At 55.8% G+C, this 23217-nt stretch carries 22 protein-coding genes; 11 read left to right on the top strand and 11 right to left on the bottom strand.

The window, feature by feature from the left end; translation table 11 throughout:
- Positions 1–272, top strand: a 272-nt coding sequence (locus IB264_RS25200; RefSeq protein ID WP_192434382.1) for an IS30 family transposase, incomplete at its 5' end; no start/stop codon positions are given.
- A gap of 754 nt (positions 273–1026) precedes the next feature.
- Here IB264_RS25200 and IB264_RS25195 read toward each other — a convergent pair.
- Entirely contained in the window at positions 1027–1698 is a 672-nt protein-coding gene (locus IB264_RS25195) for a hypothetical protein (protein WP_192434380.1), read from the bottom strand.
- Positions 1699–2355: 657 nt separating this feature from the next.
- On the opposite strand from IB264_RS25195, the gene IB264_RS25190 reads away from it, so the two are divergent.
- The 7 genes from IB264_RS25190 (at position 2356) to IB264_RS25160 (ending at position 9452) form a co-directional block, all read left to right on the top strand.
- Positions 2356–3597: an MFS transporter gene (locus IB264_RS25190; RefSeq protein WP_192434379.1), complete on the top strand. Its 1242-nt coding sequence runs from the start codon at positions 2356–2358 to the stop codon at positions 3595–3597.
- Positions 3598–3701: 104 nt separating this feature from the next.
- Positions 3702–4490: a dihydroorotate dehydrogenase electron transfer subunit gene (locus IB264_RS35460; protein ID WP_309141673.1), complete on the top strand. Its 789-nt coding sequence runs from the start codon at positions 3702–3704 to the stop codon at positions 4488–4490.
- The gene (locus IB264_RS25180; protein ID WP_192434375.1) at positions 4487–5449 is read left to right on the top strand and encodes a dihydroorotate dehydrogenase; all 963 of its coding nucleotides are present in this window, start codon (positions 4487–4489) and stop codon (positions 5447–5449) included. The genes IB264_RS35460 and IB264_RS25180 overlap by 4 nt, the downstream gene beginning before the upstream one ends.
- An 11-nt stretch (positions 5450–5460) precedes the next feature.
- Positions 5461–6735: a Zn-dependent hydrolase gene (locus IB264_RS25175; RefSeq protein ID WP_309141672.1), complete on the top strand. Its 1275-nt coding sequence runs from the start codon at positions 5461–5463 to the stop codon at positions 6733–6735.
- The gene (locus IB264_RS25170; RefSeq protein WP_192434371.1) at positions 6732–7100 is read left to right on the top strand and encodes a hypothetical protein; all 369 of its coding nucleotides are present in this window, start codon (positions 6732–6734) and stop codon (positions 7098–7100) included. The genes IB264_RS25175 and IB264_RS25170 overlap by 4 nt, the downstream gene beginning before the upstream one ends.
- A gap of 287 nt (positions 7101–7387) precedes the next feature.
- Complete coding sequence (gene dgcA, locus IB264_RS25165) at positions 7388–8374, top strand: N-acetyl-D-Glu racemase DgcA (RefSeq protein ID WP_192434370.1); 987 nt, start codon at positions 7388–7390, stop codon at positions 8372–8374.
- Between the two features lie 163 nt (positions 8375–8537).
- A complete protein-coding gene (locus IB264_RS25160; protein ID WP_192434368.1) occupies positions 8538–9452 on the top strand; it encodes a helix-turn-helix domain-containing protein in 915 nt (304 codons plus the stop codon).
- Between the two features lie 91 nt (positions 9453–9543).
- Here the strand turns inward: IB264_RS25160 and pyrF (IB264_RS25155) are convergent, their stop codons facing one another.
- From pyrF (IB264_RS25155) to pyrF (IB264_RS25125), 7 genes are read right to left on the bottom strand one after another with little or no spacing between them, the layout of a single operon-like run.
- Positions 9544–10197 carry an orotidine-5'-phosphate decarboxylase gene (pyrF, locus tag IB264_RS25155; RefSeq protein ID WP_192434366.1) on the bottom strand — a complete coding sequence of 218 codons (654 nt, stop codon included), beginning with the start codon at positions 10195–10197 and terminating at the stop codon, positions 9544–9546.
- Positions 10194–10502 (bottom strand): hypothetical protein, encoded by a 309-nt coding sequence (locus tag IB264_RS25150; protein WP_192434364.1) that lies wholly within the window; start codon positions 10500–10502, stop codon positions 10194–10196. The genes pyrF (IB264_RS25155) and IB264_RS25150 overlap by 4 nt, the downstream gene beginning before the upstream one ends.
- Before the next feature lies 1 nt (position 10503).
- Entirely contained in the window at positions 10504–11622 is a 1119-nt protein-coding gene (locus IB264_RS25145; protein ID WP_192434362.1) for an aminotransferase class V-fold PLP-dependent enzyme, read from the bottom strand.
- Positions 11606–12541 carry a hypothetical protein gene (locus tag IB264_RS25140; RefSeq protein WP_192434360.1) on the bottom strand — a complete coding sequence of 312 codons (936 nt, stop codon included), beginning with the start codon at positions 12539–12541 and terminating at the stop codon, positions 11606–11608. The genes IB264_RS25145 and IB264_RS25140 overlap by 17 nt, the downstream gene beginning before the upstream one ends.
- 53 nt (positions 12542–12594) lie before the next feature.
- Positions 12595–13821, bottom strand: coding sequence for an aminotransferase class III-fold pyridoxal phosphate-dependent enzyme (locus IB264_RS25135; protein WP_192434358.1), 1227 nt, complete (start codon positions 13819–13821; stop codon positions 12595–12597).
- A 47-nt stretch (positions 13822–13868) separates the two neighbouring features.
- Positions 13869–14381 (bottom strand): NUDIX hydrolase, encoded by a 513-nt coding sequence (locus tag IB264_RS25130; RefSeq protein ID WP_192434357.1) that lies wholly within the window; start codon positions 14379–14381, stop codon positions 13869–13871.
- A 9-nt stretch (positions 14382–14390) separates the two neighbouring features.
- Complete coding sequence (gene pyrF / locus IB264_RS25125; protein WP_192434356.1) at positions 14391–15239, bottom strand: orotidine-5'-phosphate decarboxylase; 849 nt, start codon at positions 15237–15239, stop codon at positions 14391–14393.
- A gap of 358 nt (positions 15240–15597) precedes the next feature.
- Here pyrF (IB264_RS25125) and IB264_RS25120 point away from each other — a divergent pair, with 358 nt between their 5' ends.
- Positions 15598–16770 (top strand): acetyl-CoA carboxylase biotin carboxylase subunit family protein, encoded by a 1173-nt coding sequence (locus tag IB264_RS25120; RefSeq protein ID WP_192434355.1) that lies wholly within the window; start codon positions 15598–15600, stop codon positions 16768–16770.
- A 26-nt stretch (positions 16771–16796) separates the two neighbouring features.
- The gene (locus tag IB264_RS25115; RefSeq protein WP_192434354.1) at positions 16797–18080 is read left to right on the top strand and encodes a PLP-dependent aminotransferase family protein; all 1284 of its coding nucleotides are present in this window, start codon (positions 16797–16799) and stop codon (positions 18078–18080) included.
- 615 nt (positions 18081–18695) lie between these two features.
- Here the strand turns inward: IB264_RS25115 and tmk are convergent.
- Both tmk and IB264_RS25105 read right to left on the bottom strand, forming a co-directional pair.
- On the bottom strand, positions 18696–19361 hold the full coding sequence (gene tmk / locus IB264_RS25110; RefSeq protein ID WP_192434352.1) for a dTMP kinase: 666 nt from the start codon (positions 19359–19361) through the stop codon (positions 18696–18698).
- Positions 19354–20571, bottom strand: coding sequence for an MFS transporter (locus tag IB264_RS25105; protein WP_192434350.1), 1218 nt, complete (start codon positions 20569–20571; stop codon positions 19354–19356). Before IB264_RS25105 ends, tmk begins: the two co-directional genes overlap by 8 nt.
- Positions 20572–20821: 250 nt before the next feature.
- Here IB264_RS25105 and IB264_RS25100 point away from each other — a divergent pair, with 250 nt between their 5' ends.
- Positions 20822–21826, top strand: a complete 1005-nt coding sequence (locus tag IB264_RS25100) for a hypothetical protein (protein WP_192434348.1) — start codon at positions 20822–20824, stop codon at positions 21824–21826.
- 645 nt (positions 21827–22471) lie between these two features.
- Here IB264_RS25100 and IB264_RS25095 read toward each other — a convergent pair.
- Positions 22472–23215 carry an ABC transporter permease gene (locus IB264_RS25095; RefSeq protein WP_192434346.1) on the bottom strand — a complete coding sequence of 248 codons (744 nt, stop codon included), beginning with the start codon at positions 23213–23215 and terminating at the stop codon, positions 22472–22474.
- Positions 23216–23217 lie beyond the last annotated feature (2 nt).

Genomic DNA, 23217 nt, shown 5'->3' with positions numbered 1-23217 from the left:
GTGGTACCGAGTTTCGCGGTTTCAAGGCTTTGGAAGATGGACTCGGCGCCAGGAGCTGGTTTTGCGATCCGAATTCACCGTGGCAGAAAGGCGCGGTCGAGAACACCAACAAGCGCATCCGTCGCTTCGTGCCGAGCGATACGGACCTGTCTGCCGTCAACCAGCCGCAACTGGTCGCCCTCGCCCACCATCTCAATTCACTGCCGAGGAAGTGCCTCAACTACAGGACACCGGCCGAGGTGTTCATGGCCCATTTGCGCGAAAGTGGCTAACCCTCTACGCTTCACACGTCATCGTTGCACTTGGATTAGATTCTCCAGATCGAGAACATAACGGAAACCTCGTTTGAGCTCCTGCCCAACGAGTATCCCGACTTCCATTGCGGACGATCAAAGTTGGCGGGTGCCTCGCTAGATACCTGGGGCAGCGGCCGTTTGCGAGACCGTCCAGTCCGCCGCAACGTGCCCTGCGAGAGTGGCTGCGTTCGGGTGTCCATGGCGGTTAGGCAGACCGCAAGAAACCACTGCCCGCGCAGAAGTCGAAAATGCCGTGGGGATGACAACCCTTGGATCTAGCGGGCCGCCATGATGCGGGATTTGCAAGCCTGAAAGCCGAACACCTTGCATTCCTGGGATCTCGTGATAGTCCGCGTCCCCGGTAAGAAGGATGTCAGGACCAACAGTCTTGAGATGTAACGCCAGCCCGCTTCCGTTGATTGACGTTCCGCTGCAGCGGATGATCCGCGCACCGCGTCGATGCGACCATTCCTTCAATGGCGTCGATGTGGCCATAGAATTCATGGCAGTCCCAAAAAAACAAAAAAAAGATGGGCCCCCGTCTCTCTGGAGTTGCCCCCGTCTCTCTCAAAAGACTCACGAATACAAAGAGGCGAACGCCTAAAAAATCAACAATCTTTCGTTGATTTTTCACCGAGCAAAACTGCTTTGCTGGGACCTCCATCATTCAAAGTACAAGGTGGGCGCTCGGGTCATGACAAAGGCGCAAAAGCGTATGTGGCCCAGTGGGTCACTGAGGATTGGGGAGACCCATGAAACGAGAAGAGCTACCAGCGACTTGGCACATGAGCCTTAGGGTCTCATCCAGTCTCACCGTCCGGCGTGACGCGTCCACGCTTGCCTTCAGCATTACAAGCTGATTCTGGTTATTCGCCAAAGCAAAGGTCTTGATGTCGTTCTCAGTCTGATTGTTCTGGCGCGCGAATTCCAGGGCGTTGCGAACAATTGCAACACCTGCAGAGCATTGAGCCTCGCGTAGGGCGACGCCGACTAGATATAACTTGGCGATCCTATAGGCGTTGACCTCGTCGCAGGTTCCGCGCCAATTGAAGTGATCCATGCCTTCATCGCCTGTCGGGTCGATCTGGATTGATTGGAATTCCCTCTTGGCCTTCTTGTAGTTAGTAGCGGTTACCGGGTTTTTGAGCCAATTGGCTCTCAATTTGCGGAACTTACCTAGGTCTACATTCATTGGATATGGCTCGGTCCGGCATCGCTTTTCGAGTGTTTCAACAGCCGCGAGGAATGTTCCGCGATCGTCATAGACGCTGGTTTTGCGGACGCTGACCAAGTTGGATTCGTCGTCTTCGAATTCGTTTTCCAGGTCATAGGGCTTCCCCATGTCGAAAGACATCTCGACGCCATCAACCGTCACTTTGCCGATGCCGTCCTCGCCCAACATCGAGGGTGTCCTTTCGACAGCTGAGACGCTGTTTGCCTCCATAAAAATGCATGCCAAGGCTAGAACGAAAACGTGGATGCTAGTCACGTTACGGCATACGCGGGCATAGGTTTTAAGCTCTGTGGGCTTGGTCGATGGGCGCCTCGACCGGAATGTCGACGGAGCGACAAGTGGCCGGTCAAGTGGTTTCGCGTTTTCGTCTCGCCAAAACATGAGGTGATGGCCACGGCGAAATTCGGCAAGTATCGCGCCCGCCACATCGAAAATAGTGAGCGCTTCCGAATAGACTGCCTTATCCAATCGTCGTCCCCAGGCCATCGCAGCAGGCGCTTGCGCGCTGGCTCACCAACAAACAAATCCAAAGACGACTTAAGATTGCAAACGTTTAAGATTCCTTTGAAGCGGCGGTGCACGATCGCGCGGTCGAATGACGCCCAAGGCAACAGGCCTGGTTTGCAAGGTCAATCCGCCGGCAAGTCTCGCGCCACTCCGCCCGAGCCGGGGTTCGAGGAGGTTCCCCTACAGTGACCGTGGACCAACCACCTAAGCAGTCTTGTTTTCGGGCGAAGTCTAAAAAATGAGATTTGTATTGCTTTTGAGACTGGGTTGTGGTTGCATTTCCCCTTCACACCACGTGGACAAAAAGAGGGGAACACTATGACTAGCACTGCGTATTCAAACGCAGCACCTTCGGCCCTTCCAGTCGAGGTAGACGGCAAGGCAAAGAAAGCAATGCTCGGCGCGGCCATCGGCTATGCGATGGATGGGTTTGACCTGCTTATCCTCGGCTTCATGCTGAAAGCCATCTCCGCCGATCTCGCCTTGAGTCAGGGACAGGCGGCTTCGCTGGTGACGGCAACGCTGGTAGGCGCTGTCGTCGGCGGAATCTTATTCGGATTGCTTTCTGACAGACTGGGTCGCGTAAAAGTCCTCACATGGACCATCGTCGTCTTCGCCGTATTTACCGGTCTTTGTGCTCTTGCGCAGGGCTATTGGGACCTACTTTTCTACCGCACTATGGCCGGACTTGGCCTCGGTGGTGAATTCGGCATCGGCATGGCTCTGGTGGCCGAAGCGTGGCCAGCAAACAAGCGAGCGAGGGCATCGTCTTACGTTGGCTTAGGCTGGCAACTTGGCGTTCTTGCAGCTGCCATCGCCACACCAATTCTGCTACCCGCTATCGGATGGCGGGGTATGTTCGCTATCGGGATCTTCCCGGCAATCGTCGCATACTTTATCCGGCATTCGCTGCATGAGCCTGAAGTCTTCGTGGCGAACAGTGCCAAAAAATCCCAAAAAACCTCGCTGCGGCTACTTATAAAGGACTGGGAGACGTCGAAGCTTACTATCGGTTTGACAATCCTCTGCTCGGTTCAAAACTTTGGCTATTACGGCGTTATGATCTGGCTCCCCAATTACCTTGCGGCGCGGTTCGGTTTCGCGCTAACCCAGTCTGCGGTCTGGACAATTGTCACGATTGCAGGGATGGCATTCGGCATCTTCATGTTTGGTCACATCGCCGATCGTATTGGCCGTCGCCCCACGTTCTTCGCTTATATGTTCATGGCCGCTGTCATGGTAATAATCTACTCGCAACTGACTGATCCCTATCATCTACTAGTAGCAGGCGCGGTCATGGGCTTCTTTGTGAACGGGATGCTCGGCGGCTACGGCGCCCTAATCAGCGAACTCTTCCCGACCGCCGCTCGTGCCACCGCACAGAATGTTCTCTTTAACATCGGGCGCGGCGTGGGCGGATTCGGGCCCGTCGTCGTTGGCACTATTGCTTCGCTATATAGCTTCGAATTGGCGATCGCGTTGCTGGCCACCCTATACATTCTTGACATCGTAGCGATGTGGCTCTTGATCCCGGAACGCCGCGGCGCCGAGCTTTCCTGATCTCTAGAGAGGTAGTGAGAATGACCCTTCAATTCGAAAGCCCTGCCGCCGGAACGCGGCAGGGAGCGGAGAGCGCTTGCCACTGTGGACCCTGGCGAGCCACGGTGGTCTCCGAACTTGCTGTGGTGATCACCAACGAAGTGGTCAACGACGAGTATCGCCACCTCGTTGCAAGATGCAGCAAGCAAGCCGCCACCGCGGCTCCAGGGCAGTTCTTCCAGCTCCTTTGTCCGCAGCCGCCCGGCGAGACGCCTTTCTTGCGCAGGCCGATGAGCTTGTACGGTGTTGACCCCGTCAAACAGCAGGTGGAGTTTCTTTACAAGGTAACCGGTGCGGGTACTCGCGGATTGGACATGCTCCAATCGGGCGATCGGGTGGACATCATGGGGCCGCTGGGGGTCGGCTTCACGTTGAATCCGGCATGGACGAACATCGTCGCCGTTGGTCGCGGTGCAGGCCTTGCGACATTAGCCCCCTTAGCAAAAGCGGCCAAAGAGAACGGCGCGCATGTCACGGCACTATTGAGTGCCCGCAGTCCCGATCTTCTGGTATCCGCAGAACTGTTCCAGCGGCAGGGGATGACCGTAATTTCGATCACTGACTCTGAAGCGACGAGTGGCCCCGCGAACGTTGAGCGTATCATCCGCGGACTTATTGGCGAAGGAAGGTGCGACGCGTTCATCACCTGCGGCTCTAGTCGTCTGACACGTGTGCAGCAGCGCTTGGCCAAAGAGTTCGCTATTCCGGGGCAAGTCGCCCTGGAACAACAGATGGCATGCGGAATAGGGCTCTGCTACTGCTGTGTTCGCGATTTCAACATCGACGGCGAAATCGTCAGCCGCCGCGTCTGTTGGGACGGTCCCGTTTTTGATCTGCGGGAGGCGCTGGTATGAATATCGCAACAGCAGTTGACATGGCCGTGAATGTCGGAGGCATCATTCTCCGCAATCCAGTTATGCCAGCATCAGGAACCTTCGCAGAGGGTTTGGAAAAAGTCTTTAACTTCAACGACCTTGGCGCGATCGTAACGAAGACGATCACGCGCGAGCATCGCAACGGCAATCCCCTTCCGCGCGTCGCTGAACAGAATTCCGGTTTGATCAACGCGATCGGCATTCCTTCCAAAGGCGTGCCGCACTTCAAAGAGAAGACGATGCGGCATTACGCACGGTATGAGACACCGCTGGTCGTCAGCATCTCCGCCCCAACTGCCGAGGGGTTCGCGGATCTGGCCAAGGAACTTTCTATTCCGGGCATTGCCGCTATTGAAGCCAACATCTCCTGCCCCAACATCGAGGAGGACGGCAAGGCGTTTGCGATGCGCGCCGAATCGACGGAGAGTGTGACGAGGCTTCTGCGCGAAGCTACTGACCTTCCTTTATGGATAAAGCTTACGCCCAACACGGGTGATATCGCCGAAGTTGCTCGCGCGGCTGAAGGCGCTGGCGCTGATGCAGTTGTGGTCGCCAATACGATCCTCTCCATGGCGATCAATCTTAGGACATTCAAACCGTCATTGGGAAACATCACGGGCGGTTTGTCAGGTCCGGCGATCAAGCCGATCATTTTGCGGCAAGTGTTCCAAACTGCGAGAGCGGTCGCCATACCGGTCGTCGCGTGCGGAGGAGTTTCGACCAGTAACGACGCGATTGAGTATCTCCTGGCCGGCGCCACTGCTGTTCAGGTTGGCACAGCAACGTTTGTTCAACCGGCTGCGATGATCTCGATTATCGATGGCATTCGGACATTCTGCAGTCTCCGAGGAATTTCGCGAGTCTCCAATTTGGTGGGCGGGGTCATTATAGAGGAAACGGACGAGCCCGATATAGCGTGGTTGGATCCGCTTTTATGAGGAGCGAAGCCGTGCTGGCTCAAAGCTACACCAGTAACGTTGATCGCAACCTAAGCGAACTTCTTTTCACCGAGCTTCGCGAGAAGACCAGCGACGGAGTGGGCGTCACTCGATGCGGATACAGCGAGGGTGAAAGCCTGGCTCTCGATATATTTGAAAGCAAGGCCAAGGAATTTGGTTTGCTCAGCGAGCGCGACGCTGCGGCCAATCTTGTTATCACGTTGTTAGGAAGTGAGCCGGATCAGCCTGCCATTGCCCTCGGCTCCCATCTCGACTCTGTGCCGCAGGGCGGAAATTTCGATGGTGCAGCTGGCGTCGTTGCCGGACTCGTAATCCTCGCTGGCTTCGCTAGAAGCGGTTTCAAGCCGCGTCGAACGTTGAAGCTGTTTGGGCTTCGTGGCGAGGAAAGCGCACGTTTTGGGAAAGCCTACATTGGCTCTAGCGCACTATTTGGCAAGCTAACGCCGATAGATCTTGAGGCAAAGGCAGCAGACAACGAGCGTAAGCTGGTGGATTGCATGCGCGATGTCGGAGCGGCTGTCGATAGGATCGCTGCCGGTGAGTGTCTGCTTAGTCCCTCGACGTTAGCGGCATGGCTGGAACTGCACATCGAACAGGGGCCAGTTCTGACTGCTCGGCAGCAATCGATAGGCGTCGTAACAGGAATTCGAGGCAACCTGAGACATCGGATTGTGGAATGTGTGGGTGAAGCGGGCCATTCTGGAACCGTTCCGCGTTGGCTACGACACGACACGGTTTTTGCATCGGCAGACCTTTTGATGCAACTTGACCGACACTGGCGTGTCCTTCTTGAGAGAGGACGAGACCTGGTGATGACTGCTGGCGTTTTCGGAACGCTTCCCGAAGAGCACGCGATTGCCCGTATACCTGGCACGACGCGTTTCAGCTTTGAGGCACGTAGTCAAAATAGAGATACGCTACAAGCCTTCTATGATCTCTTTCAATCTGAATGCGCGTCCATCGCTGAGGATCGGGGCGTCACATTCAAGGTCGACCGGCTGGTAGAGTCGGTGCCCGCACTGATGGACCGGGACTGGATAGCGCGTCTGGCCAATGCCGCAATTTCGATGGGCTATCCTTGCGAGGAGATGGCTAGCGGCGCGGGGCACGATGCGGCCGTGTTTGCGAACGCCGGCGTTCCAAGTGCCATGATCTTTGTCCGCAACCAACACGGCTCGCACAATCCACACGAGACAATGGAGATTGACGATTTTCTCATAGGCCTCGCCACTTTGAGAGCCGCAGTTCAGGAGGCCGCGCAATGACGATTCACTACTCTTCAAAGCCGTCCCAAACAAAGGGTCTCAACAAAGAAAGCCTACTTATGATTGAACTATTCAATTGGTTTGGAGCTCAACCCGGGGGCGTGGGGTCATACCGAAAGTTCGAGGAAAATGCCCTGGAGCTTGCATTAGACCTACCCGAACACGCAGCTTCCCTTCGCTTGCTAGCTGATATCGCGGCGAGATTCGTGGAAACCTATGCTGATCAACCATTGCCCGCCGGAGTTGCAGATGCTGCATTCAAGAAGATGACTTCGATTGTAGAAATCATCTCTGCGAGCAAAGATTCTTCTGTCGAAGAGCGCTTAGCGGCACTGAACGCGATCGCCGTTCAAAACATCGTTTGATCGTCTGGACTAGCTTGGTTTCCAGAGCGTCCAATGGTGCGGCTTGGCTGCGGCGAAGGGAGACCTTGGCAGCGCGTTGTAAGGCGGATCAGCCCGTCGAATCCAACACGGTTTTGTCCTGCCGCGCTTGGTTTTGTGCGCACCCCCTAAAGAAAGTTCAAGATGATACCAAAGTCGACGTTCCATTCTTGTATGGGCAATACGCCCTGGAGACCGACCAAGCGGTCGGCGCAAACTATCGACGGCTGGCGGCCTGGATTCCGGAACCCCACGGCAAGGAGGGCACTATGAGCGAGACATCGATTCATGTTGTCGAGGACTGTTTTCCCGTTGCCGGCACCTTCACGATATCGCGTGGCTCTCGTACAAAAATTCGGGTCGTCACCGTCGAACTGCGCGACGGCTCGTTTTGCGGTCGGGGCGAGTCTGTCCCGTATTCACGGTTTGGCGAGACCGTCGAAGGAGTGATGGAGACCATACGGTCGCTCGAGCAGCATCTCAAAAATGGCCTGGATCGCATTGGCTTGCAGTCAAAGCTTCCTCCAGGTGCGGCACGAAATGCCCTCGATTGCGCGTTTTGGGACCTAGAAGCAAAGAAAAGGGGCACAGCGGCCTGGAAAATCGCGGGGCTCCCCTCGCCGGTACGTCTAAGCACGGCATTCACACTCTCGCTGGCCGACCCCGATTCTATGCGAGAGGCAGCTGCGACGAACTCATATCGCCCGTTACTCAAGGTTAAGCTGGGTTCGGATTGCGATGCCGACCGGATCAGGGCCGTGCGTGCCGGCGCTCCACACTCGATGCTAATCGTCGACGCAAACGAGGGCTGGACAATCCAACAATATCTCGATCTTGCTCCCCAACTGGTAAGCCTCGGCGTAGCCATGGTGGAGCAACCACTGCCTGTCGATGCCGACGAAGCTTTGAGAGACATTGAACGTGCACTTCCCGTCTGCGCGGATGAAAGTTGCCATGATCGACAGTCGCTACGAAGCCTTGTCGGAAAGTACGACGCAATCAATATAAAGCTCGACAAAACGGGGGGCCTAACGGAGGCACTTGAACTCAAGCGCGATGCCTTGGCAGCAGGATTCGACTTAATGGTCGGTTGCATGTTGGGTACCTCGCTTGCAATGGCACCTGCCTTCTTGCTTGCTCAAGGTGTCAAATACGTCGACTTGGATGGTCCCTTACTGCTGGCCAAGGATCGGCAGGTCGCAATCCAGTACGACGGCTCGCTCATGGAGCCTCCTCCTTCAAGCCTTTGGGGATAATGTGCAGGCAAGGAAGCATTCGAACCAAATGCTGCATTTTTACCGAGAAATTCTAGAAATCTAGATTTGTATAAATTCAGAGCGCACAGCTGGGGGTGGGTTGCCCCCGTGGCTCCCCTATGCGAACGATAATGATGAATACATCTCAATTTGGCCAAACGAAATGACCGACGAAACTGCATCCGATGACATAATTCGAATTGACGAAATAGGGGCCCGGCTACAGGCCTACCGCATCGGACATGGGCTTTCGCCCGAGGAAATGGCAAAAGCCTTGGGCATTTCCCGTGCCGCGCTTTATCGGGCAGAGAAGGGCGAAATTCTCAAAATTGAGCTGCTCGTCAGCATCACCAAAGTTTTGGGCGTTTCCATCCAAAGTCTGCTGGGCGTTGATATCGAATATATTGATACGGCTGGCGCTTTCTTCGAACGCATGCGTCAGTTGGAGGAAAGCAGCGAGCAAATCATTGGCTTCTTCGGTTCGATCTCCTACCTACTCACCTCTGAAGTGTATGACGAGATGCTGCAGGAGGTGTTTTTTGACACCATTCCGATGGCCCCTGAGACCGACGATGCGATCCGGCGTTTGATCGAGACCCTGAAAGCGCGCAAGAAGAACTACCGTTTGCGCCGCCCTTTGCTGGTTAGCCTAATTGCATCTTCCGATCTTGAACGTTTCCTCCTCCACGGATTGATCGGTCGGCAAGATCTGCCGGAAGAGACCCGGCGGCGGCGCCGAATTATGGCCTGTCGAGAAGTGCGTCACATAAGCGGCTTGTTTCGCAAGCAGCCCATCGGCGTCCAACTCGGCATTCTTCCGCAGACGGTCCCCTCCACCAGCTTTCAGATTTTTCGCCAGGCCGAACATGCGGTTTTGGCGATCAGCCCTTTTCGCTTGGGTGAACAGCCAAATATCCGTGTCGGCGTTGGCCTTATCACCACTTCGCAGGACGGCGTCCGGCTTCACGAGGACATTTCGCGCCAGATGTGGGAACAAGCACTTAAAGCAACTGAAGCCGCGGACTTCATAGATAGTCTGGTAGAAAAGTATGGCGTTGATGACGACGAGCAGGCCTGACGAAGATCTTCTCAGGGTTCCTCCCGACTATTGGAGCCGTTCAGAACGTCGCTGCTCGTCGCAATAAGCGCATTTCTCCTCAGAGGCATTTTTAGATCAAAACTGCCTCAACCGCCCGAACCGGATCGTCAGCATTGTAGATCGCGCGTCCGACGATCGAATACGTCCCACCGGCCTGCATCACTTCGCTATGCTTGCCCCCTTGAGCGCCAACACCGCAGCAGACGATAACCGGTTCGGGGCCAATGATGCCCCTGATTTCGGCGATCCGATTGGGCCTGTTTCCGGGTGCCTGGGTGCCATAAACTCCCATCTCCGCAGCAAGGCGTGCCATATCGTTGGCAATAGGCGCAGTGAATATCTTTCCGCCCGGGTTTGTCAGTTCTAGTTGAATTATGATGCCGACTTTGTCATTGGCAGCTTCCATACATTCCGAAATTCCGTCGGGACCGACGAAGCCGTGCACCATGACCGCCGAGCCACCGTTGTCCGCAACGATCTTGACGATCTGGGCACTGGTATGGGGAACATCGGCAACCTTTAGGTCTGCGAAAACCGGCTTGCTGTAGCGCTCGGCGAGCTTGCGGATCGTTGCTGCTCCCTCCCGCATTACAAGTGGATTGCACACCTTGATGACATCGACAAACTCGCTGATAGCATCGAGCACGCGCGCATTGTCTTCAAAGGTGGGCAAATCAGCGGCGAAGATAAGTCCGGTCTGCTTTTCTCCCAAAAATTTTCTCATGCTTCTTCCTCCATTCTTTCGTTCAGCTCGTGAAGGAACGCGAGCCCCGCTCCCGCATCGATAAGCCGCGATAGCGAAAATTCGCGCTCGGCGTTTAAGGTCAACAGTTCGCCCCTGGGGCCCCGCGCGACAAGGGTAGCTGGCTGGCCGAGCTTTAGAGTTCGCCAACAGTCCGTAGCCAACAGCGCGGAGATCTCGTCAACAGTGCCGAACCTCAAATGACCGACGAGATGCACCCGGTCAGGCTCTTCGGCGCATGGACGTGGCTTCTCGACGACGAGGCGGTCGGATCGATAAAGAAACATACTAATCTTTCTCCGCCAAAATAAACTTCGAGAACACTTCGACAGCCTCTAACGCAAGCCGGATCTCGTCTTCTTGAGTAAATCGGCTGATGCTGAAACGAAGTGTCCCAACGCGTGCAAGACCAAATTCTTCGTGAATGGTCGGAGCGCAGTGAAGCCCGCCCCTCGCGACGATGTTCTGACTACGCAGAAATGGGATCCAGTCCGCTTCCGGCGAGCCCGGCAACCCACAGGCAACTACACCTGACCGTCGATCGTGGGGAGAACGTCCCAGAAGTTGGATCCCGCGGATAGAATGAAGGCCGCTCCACAGCACTTCGGTAAGATGCTCGACGCGAATGCGGATCTCGTCGCCTGCGTTATGCTGCTCTTGGAGCGCGGCCTTTAATGCGAGGATTGCAGGCAAGTTCGGTGTACCGACCTCAACGAAGTTCGTGCTACCGCCGCCGAGAGCCATGTCAGCGGAATTGCTACCAGTTCCGCCCAGAATGAAAGGAGCAAGCTTCCTGCGTGCGACAAGTACAGCGGCGCCAGGCAACGAATGTAAATGCTTATGCGCCGGAAAAACGATGAAGTCTGCCTCGTGTAAATCATCGATACCGCAGAAGCCGACCGATTGCGAGGCGTCGACAAGGACCGCGGCCGCCGGAAATCGCCTACGGATATACGTGATTACCTTGGCGACGTCGTAAATAGAGCCTGTCACATTGCTGGTGTGGGTCAAACACACCAGCTTCGGATGGTCGATGGTGTCGAGGGCAGAAAGGTCCAATTCTTCGACACGATTTTGAATGCGTGCGATTTGCCAGGTCAAGCCCGGCATTCCGTTGAGGGTACGTAGCACCGCATTGTGGGATCGGTTGTCAGTAACGCAGTGATCTCCGGGGCAGAGATATCCTCGTATGACCGCGTTCAGTGCGAGGGTCGCATCCGAGAGGAAGAAGAGATGTGCATAATCTACGCCAAGCAGCGAGGCGATTTGAGTTCGCGCCACCTCAATTGCTGGCTCGGCGCTGTGGCGCACGTCGGACGGCACTGATTGCAGCGTTGCCGAATAGGCCTCCACCGCGGCGGTCGACTTCGGATAGCCTGTGGTGGCGTTATTAAGGTAGACTGACATCGAGCACCGGCTGCGAATAAACGAAGGACGGGGTTACCGCGCGAGAGGAGCGCTCCTGGAAGTCGCCCTCACAATTGCGGCAGTTGACGCAGAGTGCCGGATATTCCCTCCAGATATGTGGCGTGGGAATGCGATCGAGCGCCCAAGCAGTTACACACACCGACGAGTGGAATAGCGGTACGAGACCTTGTTTCTTTAAGGCAGCGACGAACTTGTTGAAATCAGCATCTAGGGGACGTGCCGTCAGGCTGCCATGAACGGGATGAGTATAGGCAGGATCTTTCTGCTGCGTGGTCGTATAAAGCATGCCGACGCAGACAGCATCAGGTCGCTCCTTTTCGAGAATCTCCAGAACGTAATCAAGATCCTTCAACGTCGCAGGGAGAAACGGCTTGAGATACATACAGGCGAACACGCCGTGGTTGCGCGCCGACGCGAAGTTGCGAATTCGCTCGGCGACGGGGGCAGCGTGAGGCTCGATTTTGCTGGCTTTACCAAGCGACGAGAAGGAGGTGAAAAGAACGACCTGATTGGGGTAGGCATAGGTACTGATCACCTCAAGCACCGCTTCCGGTGCTCGTTCCTTCGTCGGTATCTGGACTGGATTGCCGAGCGACAGGACGGCTCGCAGCACGCAAATAATCTTCTCGGTGGAGCGCTTGTCCTTGAACGGCTCGGAATCCGGACAAAGTGAGACAATCGTGCCATTTCTGCCCGGCCGAAAGAAAGGCGACTGAAGCAATGCTTCCGCGCTGCCGGAGAGCGCCAAATCATCGATGAAGACCTGGGGGCCGGCTGGGGAATCGATGTAGCAGTATGAACAGCCACTACCGCAACCACGCTTAGTGATATTGATGAACACTCGGTCACCGGGCTCATCGCCTTGGTTGAGAAAATGGATATGGCTTGGTAACGGCATTCGCAACTCCTACAAGTGGATGACCAACTGGTGGTTGGCGAACAGCTAAGAGATCAGGCGAAAAGTGGCAGAGACGCTGTCAGCGCTCGCTCGATACGTGCTGACAGATCGGCCCAGTCGATGTCGGCGTGAGAAAGGCAGAAGAACGACGGATGCCCCTGTAGGAGGAGCACGCCGTGATCGGCAAAAATACGCGGGATTTTTGCTCGAAGCTCGAGATTGACTTCGAACTCGTCGCTGAAGCGCACTTCGAAGAGCGACCCGCCAAGTATCAGTTCGATATAGATCTGATTACCGAGGCCAACGTTCGCTGCCGCGGTATTGAATACGTCGCGAAAGCGTTCAGAAATACCGGCCAGCATCGAATACCCATTAAGGGCGTTCATAAGATGGAGTGTTGCAGAAGCGGCGAACACGCCGAGAAGTTCCTTGCAATAAGTGCCACTGATCTTCGCTTCCAAATAGTCGGTGGCCATTGCTTGAGGACCCAGCAAAAGCGAGACTGGCGCTCCGTTCCCGATCGCCTTGCCAAGCACGATGTAGTCTGCTTCGAGCCCGGCAGCGGCAAGAGCCCCCATCGGCGAGACTCGACCCGCGGTCTTTGTTTCGTCGGCGACAACGCGAATGCCGCGGTCTCGGCACAGCGTCAGGGCCTCGCGAAGGTGCGATGGCGACATCAACGATAACTGATAAGCATCGAACAGCAGCGCGGCATACGCACCCGGTGCGTCGTCGATCATCTGCCTCAGGCTGTCAATCTTAAGGTCGATCCAGTTCACCACCGGTTCTCTCTCCCCCATACCGCGAGTGAAAGAGTTCGGTCGAATTTCACCTCGGTGGGGGGACGAAAGGCGCTCGTGCCAGCGTGGGCTCTTTCCGATCTGGGCATCGTGCCAGCCAATGTATCCGCAGCGGATCAGACCCGTGCGGCCGGTCTCCTTGCAGGCAAGGCGCGACGCGGCCGTTATCGCATCGGAGGAATGCTTGAAATAGCCGGCGCTGTGTTCGCGATAAGCGTCAGGAAAATAAGCATTCAGGAAATCGATATGTTGCTCGGAGTAGCCGGGAAAGTGAATAGCACCAGTTGTCTGCTCCTGAACCAAACTTGCGAAATCTCGTCGTGCATGACCGAGCACGACCGGGCCAAAACCAAGAATGAAGTCGTAGTAGCTGCGTCCCTTGGTATCCGTGACGATTGCCCCACTGCCCTCCTTGAATAGGATGGGCTCCCCACTGGACAGGAAAAATTGGCACACACCCGATGCTGCAAGGCTTACCATGTCACTCTCTCTAATTGAGTAAATCTTCCGTGTCCCTAAGATGCAGCCTACGCCGCGGACGCACGGTATATGTTCAAGGAAAATCTTGCCGAGGGTGCGAGCTCTACAGCCCCGAATGCATGTGGATCAACGAAATGGAACCCGCTGTTCTTTGTCGGCTCGGTGATCATAAGAGGCCCCGAAATCCAACGGCAGACATAGGATGCAACCGCCCACTGCGTGACCTTCTCAGTTCCACGTTCGCGTTCATCCTGCAGGCGCACATGAGAAAACCTCTCGATGTCAATGATAGCAGCGGCTCCGACCTCTTCCTCGATCTCTCGGCGCAACGCGTCCCGAAACCCTTCACCTGCGCGACACTCGCCGCCTATCCCCTCCAGTAATCCGATGTTGTCGCGACACATCAGCCCTCTCTCGATAAGGACAGCTTGGCGTGCGCCATTAAAAACAAGCCCTTCGACCGCAAACCGTATCGAGCCGGCATCGAGGTCCAACTGGGCACACTTTGCAGCGACATCGGCAGCGTCTGCAGGCTCGACGAACGATAGGATCGAGGTCATAGATACGCCTTAGTTCCACAGGCGACGGGACTGGCGGGAATAGTCCGCGATCGCAGCGCGGAGGCGCTTTACGTCCGGCCCCGCCGATAGGATTGACCGGGAAACAGTTGGGATCACGCGGCGCGCACTCGATCCGAACAATTTACTTGCGTCCTCCATGGTCGCACCTTGAGCGCCGATACCGGGAGCCAAGAAGAGGCCATTGGGGAGAGCATCGAGGAGTGCCGCGCTCTGCCCACACCCCGTGGCACCGACCACTGCGCCAACCGGGCCAACGGCGCCTTTGCCCGCTACAGCTTCGTTCCAATCAGCGATAGATGTCGCGAGATCGAGGGCCACGCTGTGCCCCTCTGTCATCGCCGACTGGATTGATGCGCCTTCGGGATTGGACGAGCGGACGACGACGAAAACAGCCGTACCTGTGTTAGCTGCGAGGTCGAACATTGGTGCCAGCGCACCCAACCCCAAATACGGATTGGCGGTCACCGCGTCAGCTTGGAAGGGGCTGTCGGGTCCGAGCCAGGCGCTTGCATAAGCCTCCATGCTTGAGCCGATGTCCCCCCGTTTCGCATCAGCGATCACCAAGAGGTTGCGCGCCTTCGCCTCGCGTATGAAACGCGCGAGAACGTCCATACCTTCCGGACCGAGAGCTTCGAAGAAGGCGACCTGCGGCTTCACAATGCCCGCCAAACCATCCAGAGCGTCAAGTAGCGCACTGCAGAGGGCCGCAGCCCCTTGCGCGTCCGTCCCCAGTCCCCAAGAGCGCAGGATTGCGCTGGAGGGATCGAACCCGACGCACAGTGGTGACAGATCCTCGGCAATCCGAAGAAAGCGAGAGCAAAAATTGGCGGGAAACAACCAGGGCTCCTCTGGTTTGTGAACGTTGTCTTATTATTGAGACGAAATTCATATTGTTTTCAAGCGAAAATTGCATGAAGTTCGCACGACCAAAAGGCGAAAGAGGGAAAATACGACAAATAAATGTTTACTTTCAACATTTTAATGGAACACATTTTTTGAGTTGAGACGGGGGAGGTTGAAAAATGGCGCGCATTCGCGCCCCTTGCAAGTCTCAATATATGTACTAGTATCGAAAATGTTGTAGGAGTCGTCGCCTTGGCGGACCGACACCACTACGCAGCGCGTACGCTTCCACATCGTACTGAGATGGGAGGGCGACCAGGTCGCCGAAAATGAGCAAGGGCAGGAGCACGAAGTGGCCAGAATTGTAATTCTGAATCGGGCGGATCCGAAGCGGATCAAGTATGAACAGGTAATCGATCACCAGCGCCATGACGTGACGTACGTTGGGCAAAACCTCGACGAGATGTCGTCCACCCACGCCTCACTCCTACCCACGACATTGTCGGAGCTCGATCCGGCCGCTCTGCCACCCCAAATCGAAGAGGCTTGCGCTACTTGCGATTACCTAATCGCCCGCGGAGAGCGTGATCTTCTTGTCGCCGCTCAGATTCGTGAACGGTTCTGCATCCCCGGCGATACCGTCGCGCAAGTCCTTCCAATCCGCGACAAACTGACTATGCGGATGTTGGCACGCAAGTCGAGCGTCCGGCAGCCTGCCTTTTGGACCCTTAACAAGTACAAGCGCGCCAACGCCCTGTTGCCGGGAGACCACAAAGTGGTTCTTAAGCCGCGGCTCGACGCTGCCAGCAACGGCATTTGGATCGGTTCGCGCACTGAACTTGACGTGCGCATCGGCACACTCAGCGAGTGCGACTGGCTGGTAGAGGAATTCGTATCGGGGGACGTTTTTCACCTCGACGGGCTTCTGCAGGGCGGCAAGCTCGAGATCCTGCAAACAGCAAAATACGTTAATACATGCTTCTCATACGCAGCCGGTTCGGCCCTTGGTTCAACACAAGTGGACAATCCAAGTTGGGCAAGCGGAGCAGTTATCGAGCTTGCCAGGGCGCTGGGCTATCGCGACGGTGGGTTCCACCTGGAAATGATCGTCGATGAGGCGGGCGAGCCGCATTTCCTCGAATTTGCCGGCCGCATTGGCGGCGCCTACATTGCCGAGGCGTTCCAGTTGAAGACTGGGATCAACCTCCACCACGCGGACCTGCGCTGCGCACTCGGCGAAGCGTTCACTCTTGACGCACGCGCCAGACAGGTCGACATGTTTGGTTGGTTCCTCTTTCCTTACGGCGCGATACTCGACTGTAGCTCAGTCAGCCAGGTTTTCCGCGACGACTTCATTCGGTGTTTAATCAATCCGCAGCCGAGCAAACCGGATGTTCCCTCCTATGGCGAAGCGCACTCGCCGCTCGGCGGGATTGTCCGCAATTTCGGGTCTTGCGAGGAAACCATCCATGCCATTGTTCGTCACGTGACCGCATCGCCGAGACTTGTGGCAACCGCATCTTAACTGGGATTGAAATTGTGACAAAACCAATGTCGACATCAACGTCACAGGCTTGGGCGCATCGGTTCGCGAGCCGAGCCAAGAATATACATGCTTCCGAAATTCGTGATCTCTTCGCCTTGCTCGACAATCCCGAGATTATATCTTTTGCGGGCGGTTTCCCCGATGCGGACCTCTTCGCCTTGCCTCAATTCCGGGATGGGTATCAGAAGTATCTATCAGATTGTCCCGCTGCCTCACTCCAATATTGTGCGAGCGAAGGGTATCTGCCGCTGAGGCGCTGGATTGCCGGTTTCATGCACCGCCAAGGTGTTATATGCACAGCGGACAATATCCTGATCACATCCGGTGCACAGCAGGCAATCGAGTTCCTTTCCCGTCTTTTCTTGGAGAATGGCGATCCCCTTGCTATTTCGAAGCCGAGCTACCTTGGCGCACTGCAGATCTTCGACACCTATGAACCCAGCTACCGATTTTTCGACGGTGATGGAGTCGGCGGAACAGCACAAAGGCCCGGCAACAGCCAACCATTGAAGCTTATCTATGCCAATCCGGACTTCTCCAACCCGACGGGTGAGACCATGGATGAGACGGCGCGGCGTCGACTGCTTGCTCTGGCGCGTGCCAACGATGTACCTCTTATCGAGGACGCCGCATATAGTTCGCTACGCTATGAAGGCAGCCCAGTGCCTGCCATCATGCAGCTCGACATCGCAGAATGTGGGTCGATAGAGACATCTCTGGTCGTCTATTGCGGAAGTTTCTCAAAGACAATGACCCCTGGCATACGTATCGGCTGGATCTGCGCGGCAAGCCCTTTGATCCATAAGCTTGCACTCCTGAAGCAGTCTAGCGACCTGAACAGTTCGACTATCAACCAAATGGTCATTCACCGGGTCGCTGCCGAGACATTTGACACGTGCGTCAGCGCCTCGCGACAGGTATACCGACAGAAGCGAGATAACCTCCTCAGCGCTCTCGGAGACTACATGCCGTCTAACGTGACCTGGCGAAAGCCGGAGGGCGGCATGTTTGTCTGGCTAACGTTGCCGGAAGGGCTAGATGCTAAAAGACTGCTTGCCAAGGCCATCACGCGCGAAGGCGTTGCCTTCGTTCCGGGTCGCCCCTTCCATCCCGATGGCTCCGGCGAAAACACGTTACGCCTTTGCTTTTCATCATGTCCCCCTGAACGAGCGAGAGAGGGCATCTTGCGCTTGGCCCGGCTTATCGCAGCGGAAGTGGCAGAGCTTGGACCGATGACGCAGCCACCGATCGAGACGGATTCGGTGATCGTGCCCGATCTACGGGCATGAACAGTCCTCTTTTCATTTGAGGTGTGCCTTCGACGCGGAAAGCGTAGGGCCGCAAGGTAGAGCGGGTCGCCAATGCTTTCGTCAGCGATCCGCCGCGCGTCGTCAGGAAAAGGGGTCAGAAGCGGTTTACTGTACAATTTCACCGTCCCCAGGTGCGCGGCCTTCCATCTCAAACGGCCCGCACTGAGCGTTGATCATTGTCGTTCACGGGCAATTCTGAGGTTGCACAAAGTGGAGGTATTCAGTGAATCCCCGCCCGCCAGACCAGCAAGGCGTTGCAATCAATAATCACGCCTTTGATGTGGGACATGCGGCAGCGATGAAGCTTTATCACCGTGATACCGGCCACGGAGGGTTCGCTTGCGGTCTGGTTGTAGGAAACCTTCCACTCCCTGGCTTTATAAACCAGTGACGCCTGCAACGTAGGCGTGGAATCCGTGTACGGCATACGCTCAGCCGCCGCCGACGTCTTCGTGAGAACGTTTCAATTGATATTATTTCCGATCGTGCGATTGGAGCATGCCGAGCGAACGGAAACGGCGCCATCGCTAGGCCGACAGGCCGCCGGTTCCTGGGGATACGGTTGAGACCGACTAGGAGTTCGGTTTATCCTAGCTAGCTAGCCGCCTTTACTCGACGCTCCGGTGAAATTGCTGGCTCGACCCGTCGCCAGACCTGACGAGAGACTTCCTCCCTTTCCGCCTGCGCTGGCACGACATGCAGTTCCGGCGCCAATTTCTTGAAGTTATTCATCACGCGGTTGATCGTATCGATCGAATTCTCTTCGTGTTTCAGATTGTCCCCATCTCGGGCCCGCAATCGTTCTCTGACCAAGTGCGCCTCGATATCGAGATAAATCGCGCAATCCGGCCGCGGTATACCGGCATTAATTGCCAAAATGAATTCGGGGTCCAGGCCCCTATCCCAAAAGAAGGCCACGGACGAGAATACATAGCGATCGCTGATCACGGTTGCTCCACGAGCCAGCGCCGGCGCAATCACTTCGCTGCAATGGCGTATCCTATCTGCGGCAGCAAATAGGGCAAGCGCGCGAACTGTCTCCGGCGTCCCGCCGTTGTCCAAGAAACTCCGGACCAGTTCGCTCTGGCGATACCAGTCGGATGGCTGACGGGTCAAAACAACATCGTGGCCGAGACCCATGAGGCGCTGCTTTAGGAATTCGATCTGAGTCGATTTACCGGCCCCGTCGAAGCCTTCCAAGGCGATCAATCGCCCTGGCCAATGCTGCTGTGCCCAAATAGCGGAAAGCATTTCAATCATGCGCGTCACTTTCTGTTGTCTGTTGTATAGCCATACGGCCAGGGCCGGAAAGGACCGCGGCAAGGTAAATAACCGCCGCGATTACGACGACGCCAATTCCCCACAGGGCAAAATGAAATCTCACACTTTCCAGCCCTGTGATGGCCGGCATCGAAAAAACGACCAGACCGAAGGCGCTTGTAACCGCTTGGGTGTGGGTGCGTACGCGGCCGATCGAGTCCAAGTCAGCCAGCTCGATCATCCGCCCGTCACATAGGATCTTGGCGAATGAAAATGCAAAGCCCATTAGAAAATATAGGCCGGCTACCGAAACCGAATGGAAAGCCAACGAGACTGCGATAGAAAGAGCCCCAAGTGCGATAATGGAAAGATACTCGAAGCCCCCAAGGCTGAACCGTTGCAGCAACCGCGCGACAATGACCGCCGCCACTATTCCCCCTATTGACCACAACGCATCGATCACACCGTACAGCTCGCTGCCGCCAACAAGTTCGCGCTGCACGAAAACCGGCAATAGCATGTTCGATAATTGACCGACCGACACACTAAGACCGATCAAAATGGCAAGCCGGCCGAGTTCGGGCTGGCGCAGAAAAAAGCGATAGCCTTCCGTCATCTGCGCTATGTAGCCCTTGCGCTCACTCGACGACGGATGCGCGTCCGGCAAACCCAACACGCAAAGGATCACACAGACGCAAAGAACGCAGCCCACCGCGAAACTCACGTGAATAGGTAACCACATGAGGGAGAGCCCACCAAGGCCGGCTCCTGCAATCATTGCGCCCTGGCGCAGTCCGTTCACAATTGCGTTTGTGCGCTTTATATCGTCCTTAGCTACGATAGACTTCTGGATCGCGTCGAGCGCGCCGCCCTGCAGAAGGCCTGCCGCCGCGATAGCGCAAGCGACAGCAAGAAGCAAAGCGTAGCTTGGTGCGAAGCCGAGGATATTGGCGAACCAAGGTAGCGCCATGGCGCTCCCGAATAACGCCTGCCCAAATATAGCAAGTCGTTTTCTGCTGCGTCGGTCGATGAGTGCGCCCACGCTCGGAGCTAGAATTACGTTGACGAGGTGACCTACCAGAAAGGCCACACCGACCCCTGCAACGGATCCTCCTATCGTTGCCGACGACCAACCAAGGGCAACGACCCAGAGACCACGCGTTATGCCGGCCAGCGCTACTGCGATAAAATATCGGAAAAGTGGAGACACCTCTGGTCCTTTTTTGGATTATTCTCAAAATAGATACAACGGCGATCTAGTTCACGCAATTGATTTCTGTCCGTTAGTCGAGCTGGACGTCGCGGAATGCCGGATTCTTGTAATTTAGACGTGACTTTCCGTGCCATTGCACGGCATCCGTCCTCCACGCGGCGTTTGGAGACCCGGCTGCCCAGGGGGAGACGCTTGACTGATGTATCAATATTGATACTATTCTCACATATGACAAAAAGGCAGGAAGATGGACTCGATCTCACCCACGACATATTCTTTTTTGAACGGTCAATTGCAAATCAGCCGTGATGAAATCTTAAGACGTTGCGGCCCTGCGCACGGCGATATCGTCATCCTATCGGGCACGCTTGTGGAAGGCATTGGAAACAAGCATTCCGACATTGACGTGTATGTGATCTGCGACAAGCTTCCGCCAGTTCGACACACTGGTGAGCACAGCTTCTTCGTGGAACAGGATGGAGGACTGCGCACTTTCGTTGACTACATCCGCGAAGATGGCTTCGCCTTCGATGTCGAATACTACACTCGCTCCGAAGTTGAGGCGATGAAGGAAGGAGTTTTCGACCTCTATCGATTGGCACGCGAGCGAACAAAGACGCTGCGCAAGAAGCTACCCCCCTCTCATGAAGACGCCTTACATAAGATGCAGGTCGGTATCGCCGTGACCGGCGGCACTGAGTTCGCACAGTTGTTTTCGGCGGAATTTTGGAAACAGTTGTCGTTCGTGCAATATCGCAACCGCACCGGCGGCTATCCTGAATTCAAGGACGTAATGGGGACTTGGGGCTCGGGCGATTTAGACACGAGCCTACTGGTCTGCACAATGTTCCTTATGGACCAGGCTGCTGGGCTGTGTCATCTGGCCGGCAGTACCAATGCAAAGCCCAAATGGGTTCTGCAAAATCTCAAGAACCTGCCAGAACCGTTGCGCCCCCTGGGCCAAGAAATAATCTCCTGGTACGGCGCCGCCGGCGCTTCACTCGAAGATAGAAAGGCGGCAGTGCTTTCAGCCTGCGAATTGATTGCCAAGATCTATGCGGCTGATACTGCTCTGCTCAACTCCGACACTCGGGTTTTCTATTCGGCCGAAGAAGCTCTGCGTCTCACGCAGGAAGAATTATTGCGAGAGCCATTCCACGATCCGCAGACGATCTTGGAGTTTGAATTCCGCCGCCTTCTGTTCAACTCCGGCAACCGCTCGCTACGCGACTTCTTGGTCCAGAACGTGTAACCAAGGATACGCTTTCCAAACGCCCGCACCGTCGATTGCCTAACGCCGCCGATAGCGCAAACGGGACGAGCTCTAAGCCGCCCATTCCTGTGATGTTGCACGATCAATCGACCCGTTTCGCCTGCAAGCGCGGGCGATACGGGGTCGATGAGTTGGGCGGATCCTACTTCGATGTGGAGTATTCTTACGCACGCTCGCTGCAAATTGCCATGCGTCGAATATGGCGTCGGTCATCGACGGTGAAGGAGCGTACGCATCGAACTATGGCGGTCACTGATTAAGGAGGAACACCCCCTCCAGGATTTTGGCCGGCGCGTCCCGCCAGAGCGGCCGCCGAAGGGCAACGTGCTTTCTGATCAAAGGCCTATTGCTTCTTAAGCCGATCTTGATGATCGCAATTGAAACACAACTCGCCCTCCCTTGCTGCCGCTTGACTTTGAATCGCCATGCAGCGCCAAAGTGCGTTTGAGCGGAATCGAGCAATGAAGCACTCAGCAGGTGGCTTTGGATCCACTGAATCTCCGGAATGTCAAAGGGTGCCGGTGGCGGTAAACGTCAGTACCACTGTCGGGCAACCGGTAGATCGAAGACTTCCTATTTTCTCGTCGATGAAGATTTCGTGCTCAAGGCCGAACTGTTCGAGCCTCATCTAGGTTCTATTGGCGCAGCGTATCGACGACGAATAAGCTCGACGAGCTCGTAAAAAAACCAACCAATCACCGATAGCAAGATGACCATGCCGATAACGACTGCAGTATCGCCATTTTCCTGACCCGAGGATAGCAAGTAACCGAGACCCTCGTTGGCGCCAATCAACTCACCAATAACGGCCGCAGTCATCGCCAGCGTCGTGGCCACTGCCATGCCGGCCAGAATGGAAGGCAGGGCCGAAGGCAGTTCGATATGTATGAAGCGCTGCCATGGGTTGAGCTGCAGCACCGTGGCAAGATCGCGGAAGCTGCCCTCCCCGTAGCGCAACCCAGAAACTGTACCTGCCATTACAGGGAAAAGGGTGACGATCGCGATCAGCACAATCTTCGGGGCGGGACCGATCCCCAGCCAGAGAAGGAGAAGCGGCGCAATCGCGATCTTTGGTGCAGTCTGGAGGATAAGGATTGGAGGTGTGGCAAAGCGTTCAATTCGGGGAAATCGGGCGAAGACGACGCCTGCAAGGATGCCAACTCCGGCACCAATTCCGAAGCCAGCGACAATCTCGGACAACGTTACCCAGATGTGCCTTGCAAGCTTTGCACTTTCGAAAAGAAAGGCGACCCGATTGTACACTTCAACCGGTCCCGGCAAAAGAAATGCTGGGATGTCAAGGAGGGAGACGACCGCCGTCCAAACAACGAAGGTCACGAATAAACCCGCTAAGCCACGCAGAATCATGC

Origin of the sequence: Ensifer sp. ENS11 (assembly GCF_014851895.1) — a bacterium.
GTDB classification, from domain to species: Bacteria; Pseudomonadota; Alphaproteobacteria; order Rhizobiales; family Rhizobiaceae; genus Ensifer; species Ensifer canadensis.
The sequence above is the reverse complement of the archived record's forward strand: the minus strand, read 5'-3'. Positions and strand labels throughout refer to the sequence as shown.